The sequence below is a fragment of the Psychrobacter sp. CX97 genome, from assembly GCF_057396285.1.
Genome location: NZ_JBXYJE010000003.1, coordinates 148,965 through 168,142 on the forward strand (window position 1 = coordinate 148,965; position 19,178 = coordinate 168,142).

The 19,178-nt window shown below is 38.9% G+C and carries 18 protein-coding genes and 1 pseudogene; 14 read left to right on the forward strand and 5 right to left on the reverse strand.

Translation table 11 applies throughout. The features are described 5' to 3' along the window. Positions 1-87 precede the first annotated feature (87 nt). The 10 genes from AC2SLL_RS03630 (at position 88) to AC2SLL_RS03675 (ending at position 9,179) form a co-directional block, all read left to right on the forward strand. Complete coding sequence (locus AC2SLL_RS03630; RefSeq protein WP_486530312.1) at positions 88-510, forward strand: ribosome-binding factor A; 423 nt, start codon at positions 88-90, stop codon at positions 508-510. Between the two features lie 12 nt (positions 511-522). After that, positions 523-1,542 (forward strand): tRNA pseudouridine(55) synthase TruB, encoded by a 1,020-nt coding sequence (gene truB / locus AC2SLL_RS03635; protein ID WP_486530313.1) that lies wholly within the window; start codon positions 523-525, stop codon positions 1,540-1,542. Between the two features lie 419 nt (positions 1,543-1,961). Continuing rightward, positions 1,962-2,489, forward strand: coding sequence for a type 1 glutamine amidotransferase domain-containing protein (locus tag AC2SLL_RS03640; RefSeq protein WP_486530314.1), 528 nt, complete (start codon positions 1,962-1,964; stop codon positions 2,487-2,489). A gap of 38 nt (positions 2,490-2,527) precedes the next feature. Next, complete coding sequence (locus tag AC2SLL_RS03645) at positions 2,528-2,692, forward strand: hypothetical protein (protein ID WP_486530315.1); 165 nt, start codon at positions 2,528-2,530, stop codon at positions 2,690-2,692. 115 nt (positions 2,693-2,807) lie between these two features. Then, positions 2,808-2,963, forward strand: a complete 156-nt coding sequence (locus AC2SLL_RS03650) for a hypothetical protein (protein ID WP_486530316.1) — start codon at positions 2,808-2,810, stop codon at positions 2,961-2,963. 166 nt (positions 2,964-3,129) lie between these two features. Beyond that, positions 3,130-3,396, forward strand: coding sequence for a 30S ribosomal protein S15 (rpsO, locus tag AC2SLL_RS03655; protein WP_486530317.1), 267 nt, complete (start codon positions 3,130-3,132; stop codon positions 3,394-3,396). 546 nt (positions 3,397-3,942) lie between these two features. Then, a complete protein-coding gene (gene pnp / locus AC2SLL_RS03660; protein ID WP_486530318.1) occupies positions 3,943-6,084 on the forward strand; it encodes a polyribonucleotide nucleotidyltransferase in 2,142 nt (713 codons plus the stop codon). 496 nt (positions 6,085-6,580) lie between these two features. After that, entirely contained in the window at positions 6,581-6,940 is a 360-nt protein-coding gene (locus AC2SLL_RS03665; protein ID WP_486530319.1) for a hypothetical protein, read from the forward strand. 354 nt (positions 6,941-7,294) lie between these two features. Beyond that, positions 7,295-8,701, forward strand: a complete 1,407-nt coding sequence (locus AC2SLL_RS03670; RefSeq protein WP_486530320.1) for a chymotrypsin family serine protease — start codon at positions 7,295-7,297, stop codon at positions 8,699-8,701. Then, complete coding sequence (locus tag AC2SLL_RS03675) at positions 8,688-9,179, forward strand: hypothetical protein (RefSeq protein WP_486530321.1); 492 nt, start codon at positions 8,688-8,690, stop codon at positions 9,177-9,179. The genes AC2SLL_RS03670 and AC2SLL_RS03675 overlap by 14 nt, the downstream gene beginning before the upstream one ends. A 152-nt stretch (positions 9,180-9,331) precedes the next feature. Here AC2SLL_RS03675 and AC2SLL_RS03680 read toward each other — a convergent pair. Beyond that, positions 9,332-10,369: pseudogene (locus AC2SLL_RS03680) on the reverse strand (serpin family protein). Between the two features lie 556 nt (positions 10,370-10,925). On the opposite strand from AC2SLL_RS03680, the gene AC2SLL_RS03685 reads away from it, so the two are divergent. Beyond that, entirely contained in the window at positions 10,926-11,747 is an 822-nt protein-coding gene (locus AC2SLL_RS03685; protein WP_486530322.1) for a hypothetical protein, read from the forward strand. 346 nt (positions 11,748-12,093) lie between these two features. On the opposite strand, the gene AC2SLL_RS03690 is transcribed toward AC2SLL_RS03685, so the two are convergent. From AC2SLL_RS03690 to AC2SLL_RS03700, 3 genes are all read right to left on the reverse strand, one after another. Then, entirely contained in the window at positions 12,094-12,225 is a 132-nt protein-coding gene (locus AC2SLL_RS03690; protein WP_486530323.1) for a hypothetical protein, read from the reverse strand. 77 nt (positions 12,226-12,302) lie between these two features. After that, complete coding sequence (locus AC2SLL_RS03695; protein WP_486530324.1) at positions 12,303-12,545, reverse strand: YheV family putative metal-binding protein; 243 nt, start codon at positions 12,543-12,545, stop codon at positions 12,303-12,305. 1 nt (position 12,546) lies between these two features. Continuing rightward, complete coding sequence (locus tag AC2SLL_RS03700; protein WP_486530325.1) at positions 12,547-14,736, reverse strand: M3 family metallopeptidase; 2,190 nt, start codon at positions 14,734-14,736, stop codon at positions 12,547-12,549. A 391-nt stretch (positions 14,737-15,127) separates the two neighbouring features. On the opposite strand from AC2SLL_RS03700, the gene AC2SLL_RS03705 reads away from it, so the two are divergent. The 3 genes from AC2SLL_RS03705 (at position 15,128) to AC2SLL_RS03715 (ending at position 18,245) form a co-directional block, all read left to right on the forward strand. Continuing rightward, a complete protein-coding gene (locus AC2SLL_RS03705; RefSeq protein ID WP_486530326.1) occupies positions 15,128-16,237 on the forward strand; it encodes an AOC03_06830 family ribosome hibernation factor in 1,110 nt (369 codons plus the stop codon). A gap of 334 nt (positions 16,238-16,571) precedes the next feature. Continuing rightward, complete coding sequence (locus tag AC2SLL_RS03710) at positions 16,572-17,330, forward strand: endonuclease/exonuclease/phosphatase family protein (RefSeq protein WP_486530327.1); 759 nt, start codon at positions 16,572-16,574, stop codon at positions 17,328-17,330. A gap of 315 nt (positions 17,331-17,645) precedes the next feature. After that, on the forward strand, positions 17,646-18,245 hold the full coding sequence (locus tag AC2SLL_RS03715) for a class I SAM-dependent methyltransferase (RefSeq protein ID WP_486530328.1): 600 nt from the start codon (positions 17,646-17,648) through the stop codon (positions 18,243-18,245). 396 nt (positions 18,246-18,641) lie between these two features. Here AC2SLL_RS03715 and AC2SLL_RS03720 read toward each other — a convergent pair whose 3' ends face one another. Beyond that, a complete protein-coding gene (locus AC2SLL_RS03720) occupies positions 18,642-18,851 on the reverse strand; it encodes a dodecin family protein (RefSeq protein WP_486530329.1) in 210 nt (69 codons plus the stop codon). Positions 18,852-19,178: the final 327 nt, after the last annotated feature.

Below are 19,178 nucleotides of genomic sequence, written 5' to 3' on the forward strand. Positions count from 1 at the left end.
CTACTTTAATTTCTGGGTTTGGTATGAATTATTCATTTACCAATGCCTTTATTTAATTCAAAATAGAGGTATTTAAGGAATAAAGTCATGAACCAACGCATGCAACGTTTAGGCGACCAAATTCAGCGGGAACTTGCCGTACTTATTCGAGATGACGTAAACGACCCACGTTTGACTGGGTTTATTACTATCTCTAGTGTTAAGGTCAGCTCAGATTTAGGCTATGCTGATGTATATGTTACCGTAATGGAGCCTGAGCTAAATGATGCTATGAGTAAGTATAGCCATGAAGATAGTATCAAAGTGCTAAATAAAGCAGCTGGCTTTTTACGTACAGAGCTTAGCCATCGTTTAAAAACCCGAACAACACCACGGTTAAGATTTCATTATGACGAAGTAACGGCACGTGGCAACTATATGATGAATCTAATCAGTCAAGCCGTGGATAAAACTCAAAGAACCTCTGATGATGAAGAGTTTCAAGAAGCGCCATTAGACTCTAAAGAGTAAGGTTGATGACTGATGACTACAGATAGCTTTCAAGTCCCAGATTTTACTAAATCAGCTATGGCTACCTTAAATCCGAATAAAAAGACTCGGGTTTCAGGGGTTATATTGATTGATAAACCTAAGGGGCTGACCTCTCAGCAAGTGGTCTCAAAAGTCAAATATCTGTTTAAATCGCCCAAGCATGACAGCAAAAAAGCAGGGCACACGGGTACGCTAGACCCTATGGCTACTGGTCTTCTGCCAGTGTGCTTAGGTGAAGCAACCAAGTATAGTCATTATCAACTTGATGCTGATAAATCTTATACAGCAACGGTTAAACTAGGTGTGCAGACTGATACAGGTGATGCAGACGGTAAGATAATTGCGACCAAAGAAGTGCCTAACCTGAATCAAGACAGGCTTGATAATGTGATTGGACAATTTTTAGGTCGTATTGAGCAAACGCCTCCTATGTATTCTGCTTTGAAGAAAAACGGCAAAAAACTATATGAATACGCGCGTGCAGGTATTGAGGTTGAGCGTTCCCCTCGCCCTATAACTATCAAAGAATTAACGATTGAGAGGGGCGAATCGTATGACGAAATTGTGATTACAGTGACGTGTTCTAAAGGCACCTACATTCGGGTATTAGGTGAAGACATCGCAAAGTCGCTTGATACTCTGGGACATTTAACGATCCTTAGGCGGACTGGTGTTGGCCAATTTGATATTGGCTCAGCCATTAGATTAGATGATTTTGAATCTTTAGACTTTTCACAGCGATTCGATCATTTACTGGGTATTGATGGCTGTATTCATGGATTGCCACTGCTGACAGTATCTGAGTTGCAGTATCAACGTCTTCATTTAGGTCAGAGGTTAAACGTGAAAGATGAATTAAGCCCAGAAGTTCAAACTTATTTAGATCAAAATACGGTTGATGGTTTACCCTGTGATATTAGACTGTACACTATCGATGGCGACTTTGTGGGTTTAGGTGAGCTCGAGATAAATGGGCGATTACAACCTAAAAAAATGATTAAACGCCCATAATTTACCTAAAGTGGTTCTCTACAAGTGACTGCCTAATGGTTATCGGCAGATTTTTCAGATCTACTAAATTGACCTATCCAATAAAGTCTCAAGCAAGGGTGTTAGGTACTTACCATTTAATTTGCTATTTTTAACTGAAAATAAGCATACCAGCAATTAAGTAATTTTTATAATCCAGAAATACTTGCAACCAAATCTTCCCACTGTTTTAGTTACTCACCCCTAACATAATTCCACAATCTAATACATTTTATTGCATCTACTGTCTTTAGTTATCAGGATTTTATGAGTAATTTAATAATTGATGAGTCTAATAATAGGTAGTCTACTACTAGACCAAGCAATAAAAACGATATTTATTATCACGTGAGTTTAGGTAAAGAGTAAATAATGATATAGATAATCTGTTAGGAGAAGTTATGGCTAAGAAAATTGCATTCTTATTAAGCACTTATTTCGAACAAGTAGAGTATTCTAAAGTTAAGACTATACTAGAAGATAAAGGATATGACACTATCTTAGTGACCACTAATGACAGCAAGACGGTTCAAGGTATGGAGAGTGACGTTAATAAAGCGGATACCTTTACTGCAGATTTATTTTTGAAAGAAGCAAATGCAGATGATTACGATGCAGTTGTATTACCGGGTGGTACAGTCAATGCAGACACCATTCGTACCGATAAAAGTGCTCAAGACTTCGTCAGAAGCTTTTATGATGCCAATAAAACAGTTGCCGCTATTTGCCATGCTCCATGGCTATTGATTAATTCGGAACTAGTTAAAGGTAAAACGATGACGGCATATCATACTCTGCAAAAAGACATTGAAAATGCGGGTGCTACCTTTGTCGATAAAGAGGTTCAGCAAGATGGAAATTTAATTACCTCTCGTAATCCAGATGATATTGAAGCTTTTGCAGAGGCTATCGACAAAGCACTTAGTTAACTCACTTATTTAAATTTTTACTTTAGAAGGAGCTTATTATGTCAACTTCAGATGATAAGAAGTATCCACAGCAACAACCAGAAGCAGAGCTGACAGCACTAAAAAATCAGGTTGATGGTAATCTTGGTCCCAATAAGGACAAAGACCCTAAAGATGCTGCAGAAGGTTTGGCTGAGAACTTAGAAAAATCTCATTCTAAATAGCTTAAAATTGTTGAACTGTAGAATTTAGCATCAGATCAAGATATGCTCAATTGCTCTGTTGGCTTGGTCGACTTAGAAAGATCAGTTTAACGAACATAATTGTTTGGAGTTCTTTATGTGCAATGATCCAAAAACAACGCCTAAAGGCGAAGCCATTGATAAATCTTTGGATGACCATGAAAATCCTGAGAGTCTAGCAGAAGCAACGACTGCTCCATTAGATGATGACGCTTTGGGTGGTCATGCAAATCAAGGCGGTGTTGAAAAATAGCATTATATTTATCGTCTCATTTCTACATGAAAAACTGCTAACTGTTTGGCAGTTTTTTTGTTATAATGCTCCGCTTACATCGCTATTTTTTTAGGTCATCTCTAGTAATGCAGGGATGTCCCCAATGAAATTAGCGACTTGTATCAATGCATTGCAGGAGAAATCTATGTTAACTAATACCGATCGTCAACAAATCATCGCTCAATACCAACGTGCCCCTGGCGACACAGGTTCACCAGAAGTACAAGTAGCGCTATTAACTGCACGTATCAATGATCTACAACACCATTTTAAAGAACATAAAGCGGATCATCATAGCCGTCGTGGTCTTATCCGTATGGTAAACCAACGTCGTAAACTATTAGATTACTTGAAAAGTAAAGATTTATCACGTTATTCAACGCTTATTAGTGAATTGGGTTTACGTCGATAATCAATATGGTTAAGCATGGCTTTATCATACATAATGCTATCTTTTTCATTAGTCTTATCGCTTGTGTAACAGGCAAATATTTCAAGTTGTTAAAATATGATTAGATGATTACTAAACGGTGTGACTATAGTTCACGCCGTTTTTTTATGCCATTTATGTTTATTGGTTTGGATTGAGTAAACAATCAAAGCAGTTATGAATAGTGTAGTAAAGAATCAGTAATTTAAAAAAATCATGTTAAATAGCGTAAGATATTGGGTAACTTGATAGTAACGAACAACTTTTATCGGTTCTGCATTGGTCAAGTACGGTAAATCCCTGTAAAATAAGTCAATGTCTATGTGAAGATAACTGGCTTCTAACATTTGGGTTGTTCAACTCATCGAAAAATATGATGGTGATATCCTTCAAGCACCCAAACGTTAGGGGCTGACCGTTTACTTTTATGCAAATGCCAGTTATGGCATTTCAAAACGGTATTACCATAGACGGTATTATAGACAATACAATCATTTAGAAAGACCATTCAAATAATAGGAAAAATTAATGTCAATATTTAATACCATTTCAAGAGAATTTCAGTACGGTAATCAGCAAGTTGTTATCGAAACTGGTCGAATTGCAAGACAAGCCAACTCAGTATTGGTACATATGGGTGGCGTAACCGTTCTTGTAGCGGCAGTTGTTAAAGATGATGCCAAAGAAGGTCAAAACTTTTTCCCATTAACGGTTAATTATCAAGAGAAAATGTATGCAGCTGGTAAGATTCCAGGCGGCTATGGTAAGCGTGAAGGCCGCGCTAGCGAGTTTGAAACCTTAACCTCGCGTTTGATTGACCGCCCGATTCGCCCCTTATTTCCAGAAGGCTATGTTAACGAAGTTCAAATCACGGCAACCGTTTTGTCAAGCGATAAGCAGCACTATGCTGACATCGCTGCCATGATTGGTGCGTCGGCTGCTTTGGCTATCTCAAGTGCGCCGTTTAATGGCCCAATTGGTGGTGCTCGTGTTGGTTTTATTGATGGCGAATATGTATTAAATCCATCAATCGAAGAGCTCGGAAAAAGCGATCTTGATTTGATTGTTGCGGGTACTAAATCAGCCGTATTAATGGTTGAGTCAGAAGCCGCTGAACTGTCTGAAGATCAAATGCTAGGCGCTGTGCTTTATGGTCATGAGCAGCAACAAATTGTCATTGATAATATCATTGAGCTTGCTAAAGCTGTTGGTACAGAGAAACGACCCTTTGAAGCACCGCAGTTAGATGCAGAACTAAAAGAAAAAGTAACTGCTCAGTTTGGCGCGCAAATCAGCGAAGCCTATGCCATCAGCGATAAGCAAGAGCGTTACAGTAAGCTGGATGAGATTAAAACTGCTGCGATTGAAGCCCTTGCAGGCGACCCTGATTCTGAAGAATTTAGTGATAATGAGTCATTAATCAAAGCTATTTTAGATGAGCTAAAATACCGCACCGTTCGTGATAACATCTTATCTGGTAAGCCACGTATTGATGGCCGTGATTTAGATACGGTACGTGCGCTTGATATTCAAGTCGGCGTTCTTCCATATACACATGGTTCAGCATTATTTACACGTGGCGAAACTCAGGCTTTAGTAACTGCCACTTTAGGTAACACACGTGACGTGAACCTAATTGATTCACTGGCAGGTAAACTGCAAGATCACTTCATGCTGCACTACAACTTCCCGCATTTCTCAGTGGGCGAGACGGGTCGTGAAAGTGGTCCTAAACGCCGTGAAATTGGTCATGGGCGTCTTGCCCGCCGTGGTGTTCAGGCTATGCTTCCAGACAGCGACCGCTTCCCTTATGTGATGCGTGTGGTATCTGAAATCACTGAATCAAACGGCTCATCTTCTATGGCATCAGTATGTGGTGCTAGCCTTGCCTTGATGGACGCTGGTGTGCCAATGAAAGCGCCTGTTGCAGGTATCGCTATGGGCTTAGTTAAAGAAGGCGATCGTTTTGCGGTATTGTCAGACATTCTAGGCGATGAAGATCACTTAGGCGACATGGACTTTAAAGTAGCGGGCTCAAAAGACGGTATTACTGCCCTGCAAATGGATATCAAAATCGAAGGCATCACGCCAGACATCATGGAAAAAGCCCTAGAGCAAGCTCATGCCGGTCGTATTCATATCCTAAACGCTATGAATGAAGTGTTGCCAGCCAGCCGTAAAGAGATTAATGCGCATGCACCGAACTATGCCGTTATGGAAATCAATGCTGATAAGATTCGTGACGTGATTGGTAAAGGTGGCGCAACCATCCGTCAATTAACCGAAGACACAGGTGCGGTTATCGATATTGATGATAACGGTACAATCCGTATCTTTGGTGAAAACAAAGCCGCCACTAAAGATGCGATTCGCCAGATTGAAGCGTTAACTGCTGAAGTTGAAGTGGGTACCGTTTATGAAGGTACGGTTGCTCGTGTTGTTGATTTTGGTGCATTCGTTACTGTATTACCAGGTACAGATGGCTTAGTGCACATCTCGCAAATCGCTGATGAGCGTGTTGAAAACGTATCTGACTACCTGAAAGAAGGTCAAACTATTAAAGTATTGGTTCAAGACGTTGATAACCGTGGTCGCATCAAATTGACTATGAAGGGTGTTGAGCAAGATGGCACTAATGGCGCAACAGCCTCAGAACCAACTGCTGAATAGTTTGAGCCAATTTAGCTAACTAATAGCTTTAATAAAAATGCTCCCGATTGGGAGCATTTTTTTGTTTCAGGTAGGATATATTAATGATACTTACTCCAAGTTCATCAAAATAATCTACAATAGTGTAAGTAGCTTATGTAACAAGCTACGATTATAGACGATTGCGGTGTATGTCTAGACGCATGCTAATCGTCTAAATACTTATGTATAGGAAGCTTAGTAAAGCGCACAGGATCTTTTTAACCCACTCAACCCTGTGACTAATCCAAGCGCTACTTGATTGATTTGAAGGGTTTTAGGATACCTAACTGTTGTAATCAGCAGTAAATTTTTTACTGTGCACTGCTTTAGATAGTTGTTTTTCGTTTAACTTAATAAGTGAAGCATTGGTGGATGGGTCTATTTAAATGACTCTTTTGTTTCTACGCTTAATTACAATTTACCAGACATCCTTAAAGCTGAATAAAATTTCATAGATAACTTGACTCTTTTTGTTTTGGGTATTTTTCTAATTACCCAATTAGAAAAATACCTAACAAGCTATGAGTTACAACAAGTTGCAAAAAACCTTAGCAGTGCCTATGCTGTAAGGCTTTATGAATTTCTAATTGCATGGCGTTCTGTCGGTAAAACCCCACAAATCAAGCTTGAGAATTTAAGAAATAGACTAGGGGTTCTTGATAATGAATATGAGCGAATGTATGACTTTAAGAGATATGTACTCGATAATGCGATTAAGCAAATAAACGAGCATACAGACATCAAAGCCAGTTACGAGCAACACAAGAAAGGGCGTGTTATTAATGGATTTACATTCAAATTTAAGATGAAAGGCAAGCCTAAAAAATTGCTATAGGGCGAACGTGACCCCAATACTGGCGATATGTTAATGACCGATAAACAGCTGGCTAGGATAGCTACAAGTGAGCAATTTAAGGGGGATTACAACCATCTAATATCGCCCACAAGCGCCATATATAATGACTATACAGGGCAAGCATAAGTTAATCCTTTTGTTAATGAGCTGAAGAAAGACGCTAGCCGATTTAATAAAAGCGCTTTAATGATTATTTGGATTATTAGTCATAAGTTGAAATTTTTATATATGTAGTACATTAATCTCACTAAATAAATCCTAACAAATTATGTATAATAAGTGATATAGTATATTACTAATACTTAAGTGTTTAACAATAAGGATGTTTTTAATATGTTATTTTCAACAACAAGAAACGGAATTGCTTTATTATTTTTAGGGTTATTGTCTACTGCGTCAGTAGCCTCAGAAGTTGATATTGAACCGTTAACAGAAGCAGAAGCCTTGGCTGTAGATGCCAAGTATTATGCAGAATCTTATAGTGTTTCTGAAGAGGAGGCTATACGACGCTTATTGTTGATGACTCAGACTCAGGACTCTATTCAACAATTGAAAGACACATATGGAGAGGATATATCAGGTCTGTATTTTGATAGCACTAAGAGTAATAATGACTTCGGTCTTGAGGTTGAATTGGTTAGTAACAACGTTCCTACCAATAAAGAGATCTACGTAAAACCAAAGAAAGAGAAAAAAGAAAAGAAGGAAAAAGTTAATAGGAAGTTAAGAGATTTAGGTGTGTCTGAAGATTTTGTTTCAAAAGCGGAAAGAAAATTATCTGAAGGGGTGAAAGGTAAGATTAAATTTAAGGCTAATGCCAAAAATAAAAAAACAGTTAGATTGGATAAAATTGAGAAACAGAAAAGTAAGCTGTTTTCAAAAGTTCCTAATCTAGAAATGGTTGCAGATAATGAAAAAACTGGAGCTATTATCTTGTACGTTAAATCTGATGACGGAACTGTAAAAGAAACAGCAAGCAAGATTATTGACTTGCCTATAGAGGTAGAGGTAATCCCTTCAGGTATTGTTTTGACGCATACTAGGGGCGGTTCTAAAATAGTAAATTCAGCTAATCGCTTGCATTGTATGACTGGTTTTGTTGCTGAAGATAGTGCAGGGAATAAAGGGGTTTTGACAGCTGGACACTGTTTGAAAGGCTATTCAAATCTTTCGTATACAGATAAAGATGGCTCTAAATATCCGCTTATTATTGATAGCAAAAATATTGTTTTTGATAGTAGAGGCGATATTGGATTTGTTACAGCTAACCACGCTACTTCAGAAGGTCAGTTTTACGCCGATAATACTTCAACTCCACGAACTCTTACAGGTACAATGAGCAGAGTTAACACTAGAGTCAAAGGCGGAACTGTAACGGGTTCATATATATGTCATCTAGGGCAGATTTCTAAGACAGATTCTACACTGATACAAAGTTGCGGAGAGGTTACCAGCACTAACGGTCAGGGTTCTGATGGGGTGGGAGGAAGTACTTACGTCGTTGTTAGTAATACCAAAAAGGGTGGTGGAACAAAATATGACCCTGCGACTGATGGCGTTGGGACAATGAGATGCATATCAGGTGATAGTGGTGGACCTTGGTTTGCTTACACAATTGGCTATGGTATACAGTCAGGTTGTAGTTGGGTTGATAGATCAACACAAAAACAAGCTTTAACTGTAGTTTATACAAGTCTTGATTATGCAAATTTAGTAGGAGCTACAGTTGTTAAAAAGTAAAATGTTTATTTGTCTGTTTCCGCTAATGATCATGGGTTGCTATTCTTCCAGTCAAAACACTGAGATGGAAAAAAATGAATCCATTAAACCAAATGAATCCATTAAACCAATTAGCCCTCATAAAGTTACTGAACATGGCATAAATATACTAAGATTTGAAGTTAATAAAAGTTCAGTTTTCTCTAGTGCTAGGTACTGGGGAGTTTTAAAAATAAAAAATAATTGCCTTATCTTGGATAGCGGCAAAGATGGCGAATGGGCATTGGTTTTCCCCTTAGATGAGAGTAAAAAAACGAATAATATTTTTTGGAACAATGATTTAAAAGCATTGAATTTTGAGGGTGAGTTCTTTGAACTAGGACAGAGTTTGGACTTAGGGGGAGGACCTATTAACCCTAGTTACATCTTAGGTGATAAGCATAATTGTGTTGAAGGAGATAGGGCTTTATTGATACATAGTATATCTTTAGCGAAATAATTTAAAGTGGAGTTTCAGCTATGATTAAGCAGTTCTTTTTATCCGCTTTTGGCTGAAACTTCAGGCTAAAAACTTGAAGATATCAGTCTTTGAGGTCAAGGACGCAATAATCTTTAGCATAGCCATCACACCGTTTAGTCATTATCCTGCTACTACAAATAATGAACTTTTCGGACATTGAGGGATATACTGAACTTTGGTAAGTGCAGGTTCACTTCTTGCCTAACTAAGTCTTTATTCCATTGTTTGATCTTATCAACGCTCAACTCATTCACTAATTGCTGCATGGCGGCTTTGTCTTTAGCTTTGGGCAATACTATGAGCATGGACAAGTCGTCCCCTTTATAAGGCAATTGCACGACCTGTACTTGTTTGTCTTCGCTATAGCCAAAGTCCGCCTGTGTATGCATCATCTTGATAGGGGAGCTTGTACCAGTATAATTATAAAAAGGCTGCTCACTAGTGCTTTGAACCGTAAAAGGCATTTTCCAATCGCCCTTAAAATAGACGGCGTTGGTTAACACGGCGACCGTAATTTTTTTAATACTGCCTTTTGGTAGTAATTCAGGGATCAGCTGGTTGGTATGCTGTGCGATTTTTTTATTAATGATGAGGCACGACGGCTCAGGATTATATCCAAAATCAAGAGTGGTCACTTGACCACCGTAATAACGTTGTACGGTGTCGACTTAGGACTTAGTAAGTGTTAGCTCTTGCTCCATCCACAGATCTTTGACCGTCGTAAGGGTGTAGTCAGGACTAGGTTTGTTAAATTGATTGTAAAGCGCGGCACTATTGGGGTTAAGGATATCCATTGAGGGGTAATGAAAGGTCTCTTTAATTTGCTGCTTGGTCTCTCCCTCGGCTGCGGCATAGAGCATTGCCATCGCAGAAGACAAGCTATAGGGTGAGAAAAACACGTTCTTATTTACTTGGTCAGGTTGCTTACCTATCTGCTGATATAGATTAATAGCGAATTTATTATTGGCACTAACCACTTGAGAGATACCATCTGCTGTCGCAGCAGAGTCGTCAGCAGCGACATAATCCTTATCAGTCTTTGGGGGCGAAGCGTTCACAGTCTTGCTTACTATAGGTTTATTATCTACCTCCAGCGTCGGCTGGCTATTAGTAAGACCGCTATTACAACCACTTATGGCGATTAAGCTGCCCAAAGCAAACATACCCATAATAAGCTGACTCGTAGACTTTTTATAAACGTATTGGTTATTACCTTTCACGATTTTGTATCCTTTCAAAACTCGAATGATGTTCTAATTATATACAAGGGTTTGGATTAATCTAGTAAATATATACTATTGCTAGTTGGCGCATCTCTATGTGCATAATAGAGTTAAGCAACTCACTAAGAATTGGAATATATCCATTTCATGTTGAGAGGTACATAGCTATGTAAACGAATCTGTTATACATAATTCATAATACTGATAACAGTAGCTTATAGCCGAACAGTCTAGTGCTGACTAAAAACTTGACTATTCGGTCGTAGCCAAAAGGTATCGACAGCTTTACTCACTAAGCTAGTTTCAGTGTGTTTAGTTGAGTACATACTATGAGCTTTTGGATCATTGTCTTTATTCACCCTAAGCAATATTATGGAAAAAATATCTATTGTCGTTGAACTTCACGATTAAAGTAATTCCAAACTTAAATGTATCGCATTGACGACACGTGTCATCTCTAAGCTGGCTAATTAGACCTACTATGAGAATTAGGATAATAAAAGTGAACAAAATAATATTTTTAGCAGTAACGAGTCTAGTTTTAAATGGCTGCAGTCAAACTGTTAATACGCAGCTACCAAATCCTAACGTCGTCGAATCGCCAAAAGTCAATTCAAAGCCAGTGACGACCAAAGCCATTGATTGGTCAAAAATTGATAAACCATATACTCATATCGTTGATAATTTTCCTAAGAAAGTGACACAACGCTATCAAATTGATGACGTCATAATAAAATCTTTTATGTCAGACTCTAAAGTTAGTAAGGCGCAAGCGATGAGGATTTTGGCAATGCAAGGCGGGGTTCAAGACGAGGGTGTATTGCAAGGTTTGTTTGCTCAACTGGGTGACGATCTGGTTGCAGCAAGCTGGGGATTTGTAACACCTGACCAAAAAGGTATTAGAGAAGCTGATAAACCCGTAAGTGATGAAGAAGCTGTTAGAGACTATCGTTTGTTTATTATGGTAAAACCTAATGTGAAGGCAGAAATTCATCATTATGTATTTACCAGTAGTGATGCTAAGGATTTTAGCCTTCCAATTCAAATCTTGCCGACAAATAACCGCTCAGCGGATGAATCAGTGGCTATTTATGGTGATCAAAAAGTATTTGAAAAGATTACCCTCTTGATTCGAAATAAGTACCGTGGTGAAATACAATCAATTGGCTATATGCCTGACAATCAAATGACAAATGTGACGATTTATTTTCCAGATGGCAACCCTAGCCAATCTACTTTAGATAAACTTGAGGCTGAATTAGAATCATTAACTAGCTTAGATATATTGATTGATACAACGTCTAGTAGAAACATTTTACTTTAACCTAGCTTGCTCAAAACTAACCCCTTTCGGACCTAACCTATAATTGCCGCTTAAGAAATATTGCCGCCTGCAGTCAGTGCCGTACGCTCAAGCTTGAGATATTTTAGTCAGACAACTAGCGGGATTTTTCTAAGTATCTTCTAGCAGAACCTTTCAAGTACAAGCGCTACCTATAACTGGGTTATAGACCACTTAAAATAGACTGATATATTGGGAATAATCACAATAGACATAATGCATTCGAACATGATAGGCTAAATTAGAAGTCCACTATCTTTTTCAATAGCAAGTGAACTTGTCAATTTAAGAATAGACGGTCATTTGATTGGGAATATCCATATATGGACTAGAGATGTGCGTTGCTCTTGTGCGAGGGACGAGCACCGAGTAACGCTATGCAAAGTAGACTACCCATGACTCGCATATTTCTCACTTTTGGAAATGCTCCGATAATGAGGCTAAGCTTTTGCTTTTTCATTTTTAGCTTCTATAAAAGTTTAATCCATAAAAAAAAGGGCTTAACGCCCTTTTTTATTTTTACAGTCAAAAATCTACTCAAAAAAACTTTACCGTACCCTGCGTGCCAGTACTCATCGCATCATTGGCTAATGCATTTTTCTCTTTGATTTCTTCGGGGTCTGGTCGGCGCTCGCTGTGCCCGCATTTGGTACACTCAATGTATTCGTCCTCGATAGGCTCATATATACGAACCTGCACCACCGTATCCATCTCGTCACATTTTGGACACTTAACGCCAGCTAAAAACTGGCGTTTTGGGCGTTTAGATTCATAACGCATCTTAGGCTACCTCGTTATCACTTTCATTATCGAAGCCATCTGCAAAGCCACTGTGACGCAGCAGAGCATCTATCGTTGCGGCACGACCTCTGAAATTTTCAAAATTGGTTTTAGCCGGTAAGCTACCACCGACTTCTAGGATGCTCTCCCTAAATGCTTTGCCTATGGTAGGGTTAAATACGCCCTCTTCCTCAAACCGACTAAAAGCGTCAGAGGACAGTAGTTCAGCCCATTTGTATGAATAGTATCCTGCCGCATAACCACCTGCAAAAATGTGGCTAAAGCCATTAGCAAACCGGTTGTAATCTGGGGTATCAGTAATGGCGACATCATCACGAACCCTATCAAGGGTAGCTAAAATGCCTTGATAGTCAGGGGAGGGCGCTTGAGCATGTAACAGTAAATCAAATAGGGCGAACTCAATTTGGCGAAGCGTCTGCATACCGCTTTGGAAGTTCTTGGCAGCAAGTAGGGCGTCTAGTTTGTCTTTTGGTAAAGGCTCGCCAGTGTCAACATGAGCACTGATTAGGTTAATGCCTTCAGGGTCCCATGCCCAATTCTCTAAAAACTGGCTGGGTAACTCTACTGCATCCCACTCTACACCATTAACCCCCGCGACATCGCTAATATCAACTTGAGTGAGCAGGTGATGGAGACCATGTCCAAATTCATGGAATAGGGTCAGAACTTCGTTATGGGTCAATAGGCTCGGTTTATCGGCGTGTGCAGGGGTAAAGTTACCTACCATAAAACAGACAGGGAGTTGGCTGTACGCCTTTGTTGTAGAAGCTGAACTGCTAGTTAAGCTGCTATTAATTTTGTAGCGAGGTTGAAAGCCACTCATCCAAGCGCCACCTCGTTTGCCTTGACGAGCATACAAGTCAAAATAGAAACCACCTATTAAGCTGTTATCTGCATCGAATAGCTGATAGAAACGCACATCATCGTGCCACACAGATACGGTACCTGTTTTTTCGACTGCTTTAATAGCAAATAGTTTATTGACAATGGTAAACAGTCCATCGATAACTTTAGGCAGGGGGAAATAAGGGCGGATCTCTTCTTGCGATAGTTTAAATTTAGCCTGTTTTACTTTTTCAGCTAAATAGGCGGTATCCCAAGGTTGCACGTCATCAGCGTCAATGCCGTGTTTACTGGCTTCTTGTTGCAGTTGTTTAAAGTCTTGCGTTGCCACAGGCTTAGCTTTAGCGGCTAGATTTCGTAAGAAGGTTTCTACTTCAGGCACGCTATCGGCCATTTTTTTAGATAATGACATGTCAGCGTAGTTCTCAAAGCCAAGCAATTCTGCTTTTTGAGCCCGCAAAGCCAATATTTCTGCCATTACCTTACTATTGTCTAACGATTCATCTTTACTGTTTTTATGACGGTCAAATTCAGAGGCACGGGTCACATATCCTTTGTATAGTGTTTCACGTAACTTGCGATCATCGGCATGAGTCATGACTGCCAAATATACAGGGATATCAAGCGTAGCCACATAATAAGGCGTAGGCAAATTCCCATTTAGTTTGGTTTTGTACTGCTCCCCAGCCGATGCCAACATGGCTAGTCCTGTTTCAGTAATCCCCGCCAGTTGAGACTCTGTTAAGGGTAGAGTAAAAGCTTGGGTAGCATCTAAAATATTGTCTGAGAACTTTGCAGATAAGGTGGATAGTTTGCTTTGAATATTTGCATAGATATCTTGTTTTTGCGCAGGCAGGGCAACGCCTGACAACTCAAAACTTTGAATAGCGAGCTGAGTTGCGCGCTGGCGTGCTGGGTTTAAGGTCTCAAAAAACTCAGGGTCATCTTTAATGAGTTGATAACGTTTAAACAGTGGCTTGTGCTGACCAACTCGAGTGCTATAGGCTGAAATAAGAGGCAGTAGCTCATGATGGGCGTGGCGAATGTCATCATTACTCATAACACTGTTAAGATGCGAGACGATCCCCCAGTTTCGGTCTAAATCTAGGTTGATATGTTCAAAATGGCCGACGTCGGTTAACGCTTGCTTAGCAGTTAACGACGCATTACCCATGCTTTTATCAAGCTCTTCAAGGGTATCCAAAAACTGATTGCCTTTATCAATGGCATCTCGCACTTTGGTATTAAGCGCATCAGGTGCGGCTTTTGAGAAGTCGACAAGATGGAGATTAGCATCGCTATTGGAAATGATTTGATTGTTTTGCATAGTTCGTTCCACAGAAATTGTAACCATTAGTTTTATAGAAATAATAATTTTGGTTACTTATATTTATTGAGTCACTATCTTTAGAATACAAGGGTTACATAATCAGAACAAGAACAGATAGGGGTTCAAAGTTATTTACAAAGCTTACCTAGTTGGCATAGAGCTAGCTTGATAAGCTTAAAAATTAGAAAATGTCTAAATGAATAACAATAAGTATTAATTACGAGAAGTATTAATTACAACAAAAGGTAAAAAAGTAGTTTAGCCCATTTAAATGTAATTGTAGGACTTGAGGGCACGCCCTAATACACGCCCTAATAAAAGTGACAAATAACTATTAACTCAAATTAAATCATAAACTCTCATTACATTACTCAATAGGAGATTCTCTATGAAGGCAACACTTAAAAGTCTACGTGACGTAACTGCTAAGCCAGCGGTCAGTATTTTTGTTAAAACGCACCGTGAACATCCTGCCAACGAGCAGGATCACATTGCCTTAAAAAATCAATTAAAAGTGGCAGAGGAGCGTATTACCAATGAATACGATAAGCGCACTGCTACTGCAATATTGGATAAAATTCATGAAAAAACGGATGAGTTAGACCATAACTATAACTTAGATACTTTGGCGATTTTTGCGCACGAAGACGATGTACAAGTCATACGTATGCCACTTGATACAGACGAACGTGTCATAGTCGATACGCACTTTGCAACCCGTGACTTAATTCGTGATATGGCCAGTGCCGTTCATTTTTATGCGGTCGTCATTACCCGTGAACACGCTCGTTTAATTGAAGCATCAAATGACCGTGTTGTGCTTGAGTTTGATAAAAATGATGATGCTCAAAACCATATGCAAAACATCCCTTTCCCAATTGAAAATACGACCTTGCACACCTCTAGTGGAGCGGCCCGCTCTAATGCTTCCAATGAAGACAACTATTTAAAGGAGTTTTTAAATCGGGTAGACAAGAGTGTACAAGAGCTCTGGGGTGATCATAAGATGCCTTTGGTAATCGTTGGTGACGCTCGTAATATTAGCTTCTACAAAGACGTGTGTGATCGTCCTGAAAATATTATTGCCACTGTCGATAATATCTCTGATTTAGAAACTGGCTCCGCCCAACATATTATTGATGGGGTGCAGGAAGCTATTGAAGAATATCGTGCCAATCTTCATAAAGACGCACTAGGGCGGATTGAACAGGCTAGAGGTGCTGATTTGGTTCGTACGGATTTACAAGACGTGTATCAATCGGCATTCCAAGGAGCGGGCGAGACGTTATACGTACGTCAAGGGTATATTCAGCCTGCTAAGATTGATGCAAAAGCTCAAACGCTTGAGTTAGCAGATGATCCAGCCGTAGAAGGTGTTAGCGATGATGCGGTGGGCGACATTATTGAGTTGGTTATTCACAATGGTGGTGAAGTTGTTTTCCTACCGGAAGACACTATGGGTCAAGACCTGCCCGTGGCGCTAGTTACTCGCTACTAATTAGCCTTTAAAAATTAGCCTTTAAAATTTAGCCATAAAGCTTGAGACGAGCATCCTTTTAAAATACCTGCATGCGGGTCAAATGATATCTTTCTCACTCGCTGATGTTATAAAAACACTGGTAACGGTACCAGTGTTTTTTATTGTAATATAATTGTCCTATAATTTCTTATGCATAGGTTTATTGCGATAACCAATCAATTATAGTCGTAGGCAAACTAAAGAGCTACAGCGTTAACCTCACTAAGCCTACTAGAGTAGTACTTGCGCTCGGTTGCCTTGTATCTCATTTAGTTGCCTATGACTATACCTCTATTAATTAAGTGCGCATAGAATGACAAAAATAAATAGTATTACTGTGACTACCTACAATATACATAAAGGCATGTCACCGCTTAATCGTCAAGTGGTAACTAAAAGAATTGGCATGGCATTAAAAGGTATTAACCCTGACATACTCTGTTTGCAGGAGGTGCAAGGGCAAAATCTAAAGCGAATGGTTAAGTACAATGAGTACCCTGATCAATCGCAGCATGAATGGTTTGGTGAGTTTTTGGACTGTGAGCACAGTTATGGTAAAAACTCTGAGTATAATAATGGCCATCATGGTAATGCCGTTTTAAGCCGTCATCCTTTAGATCCAAAGCATAACGTCAATATTACGGTAAATAATCTAGAAAAACGGGGGGTGTTACATTGTGAAATCTTGCCTGCGGGATGGGAGGTGCCTATTGTGGTATTGTGTGCTCATCTTAATCTTTTAGAAGGTGGTAGGGAGAAACAATATGATGCGATCACAAAATATGTAAATGAAACAATTAATCAAAATCAACCCCTCATATTTGCCGGTGATTTTAACGATTGGAAAAAAAACTCATGCAAAAAAATGGCAAATGAGTTGAATATGACAGAAGCCTTTTTGGAGATACATAATAAATTATTACCCACATTTCCCGCCCGCATCCCTATGCTATCCTTAGATCGTATTTATGTGCGTAACTTGACTGTCAAACGAGCATGGGTACATAAAGGTAAACCATGGTCTGAACTATCGGATCATCTACCAATTAGTGCAGAAATTACCCTTGATTGATAAAAAGTTGTATAGAATTGTTATATTAGAACTATTGATAGCGACCTTAGAGTAAGCGATAAAACTCTTTTTGACGCTACTAGATTGAAGAAGATCCATTTAAAAGGACTAAATTAGAGACTCTTCGCCGGCACTTAATTGAAGCAGTGCCTAAAAATGGTAACTAACAGTGACATATGTCAATTCTATATCGCTCCTATTGTTCATGACAGACTATCTCTTATCACTCTGATCATGCTATGTTAATTATGCTGTTTGACTCAACATCTTAAATATAGTCATTAAAATCAATAAGGTCTATAGAGGCGAATAATAATGTGGGATGATAGATATAGTAAAGAAGAATATGTTTATGGTACTAAGGCTAATGATTTTTTGATTGAACAATACAAGCGCATACCTGCACATGGGCGTGTACTTTGCATGGCAGAAGGGGAAGGTAGAAATGCCGTCTTTCTTTCTGAACGAGGATTTGAGGTAATGGCAATCGACTTATCACAAGTTGGGCTTGATAAGGCGCAAAAACTGGCCAGTGAAAGAGGCGTCAGCATTACCACTCAAGTGGCAGATCTTGCGGAGTATGATTTGGGCAAGGATAAATGGGATGGGATCGTGTCTATTTGGGCGCACATGCCAGAGGTACTACGCCAAGGCTTGCATACCAGAGTTAGTAAGGCATTAAAGTCAGAGGGTATTTTTATATTAGAAGCCTATACGCCAGAACAGCTCAAGTCAGAAGGTGTAGGTGGACCATCAGCGAACCAAATTGACAAGTTTATGTCGTTAGAAAAATTAAAAAATGAGCTTAAGGATTTACATATGGTGATCGGTCAAGAAATACAGCGTGAGATCGACGAAGGTAAAGGCCACAGGGGATTAAGTGCTGTGGTACAGTTTGTAGGCGTTAAGCCATAAGGTATTTAATCATAAAATTTATGCACAATAAGCTATTTAATTATTTATAAGCTATTAAGTTAAACAACAAGCTATAGTCGTTTACCTTGTAAATCGGTACGGTGTTAACCTCGTTTAGTTTACAAGTGTCGTACCTTTACTTGGTTACCTTGTATCGATTTTAAAGCTCTTTATCTATTTAAAGAGATTATCTATTTAAAGAGGCTATCTATTTAAAGAGGATATCTATTTAAAGAAACTATCTATTTAAAGAAACTATCTATATAGAGATTATCTATTTAAAGAGACTATCTACAAAAAATAAAACCGCAGACAGAGGCTGCGGTTTACTATGTACTTTTCTAACTGATCCAATCAGCTATTGAATGATTATACAAGGCTGATTAACTGCATCAGTTATACATTGTCATCGATGACGAAGCTAACAATCATAACGACATGAAAAGTACTGATATTACCATCACTAATACCTACTTTCTGCTCTTTAACCCAAGCACCTTGTACATTCTTAACTGTTTTTGAAACTTGAGCTACACCCTTTTGGATAGCATCTTCAAAACTTTTCGTTGACGTACTGCTTACTTCAATATTTTTTGCAACTGTCATAATTATATCCTTATTATTTATCACGCTAATTAAGCTATTAAACTTAGTCGTATATACACTAGTTAGATAGTATGAAAGTTATTTATTCCATTACCTTCAAATTATCTTTAATAACTCTATCAAATAAGATAGACCTATACCGTTAACTTTAGTCAATAGATGTTACGCTAAGCAAAGGTTTGTAAAGCAAGCCCGGTATAGTTTAACTAATAGGGTATTAGTAGGGAATAAAGAGCTTAATAGTCTGTAAACTGTTACGCTTTTTATTCCAAATTTGTCAATGCTTTAATCTTTAATAAAGCACAAAGTGTTTGTATTGGGCTGCTC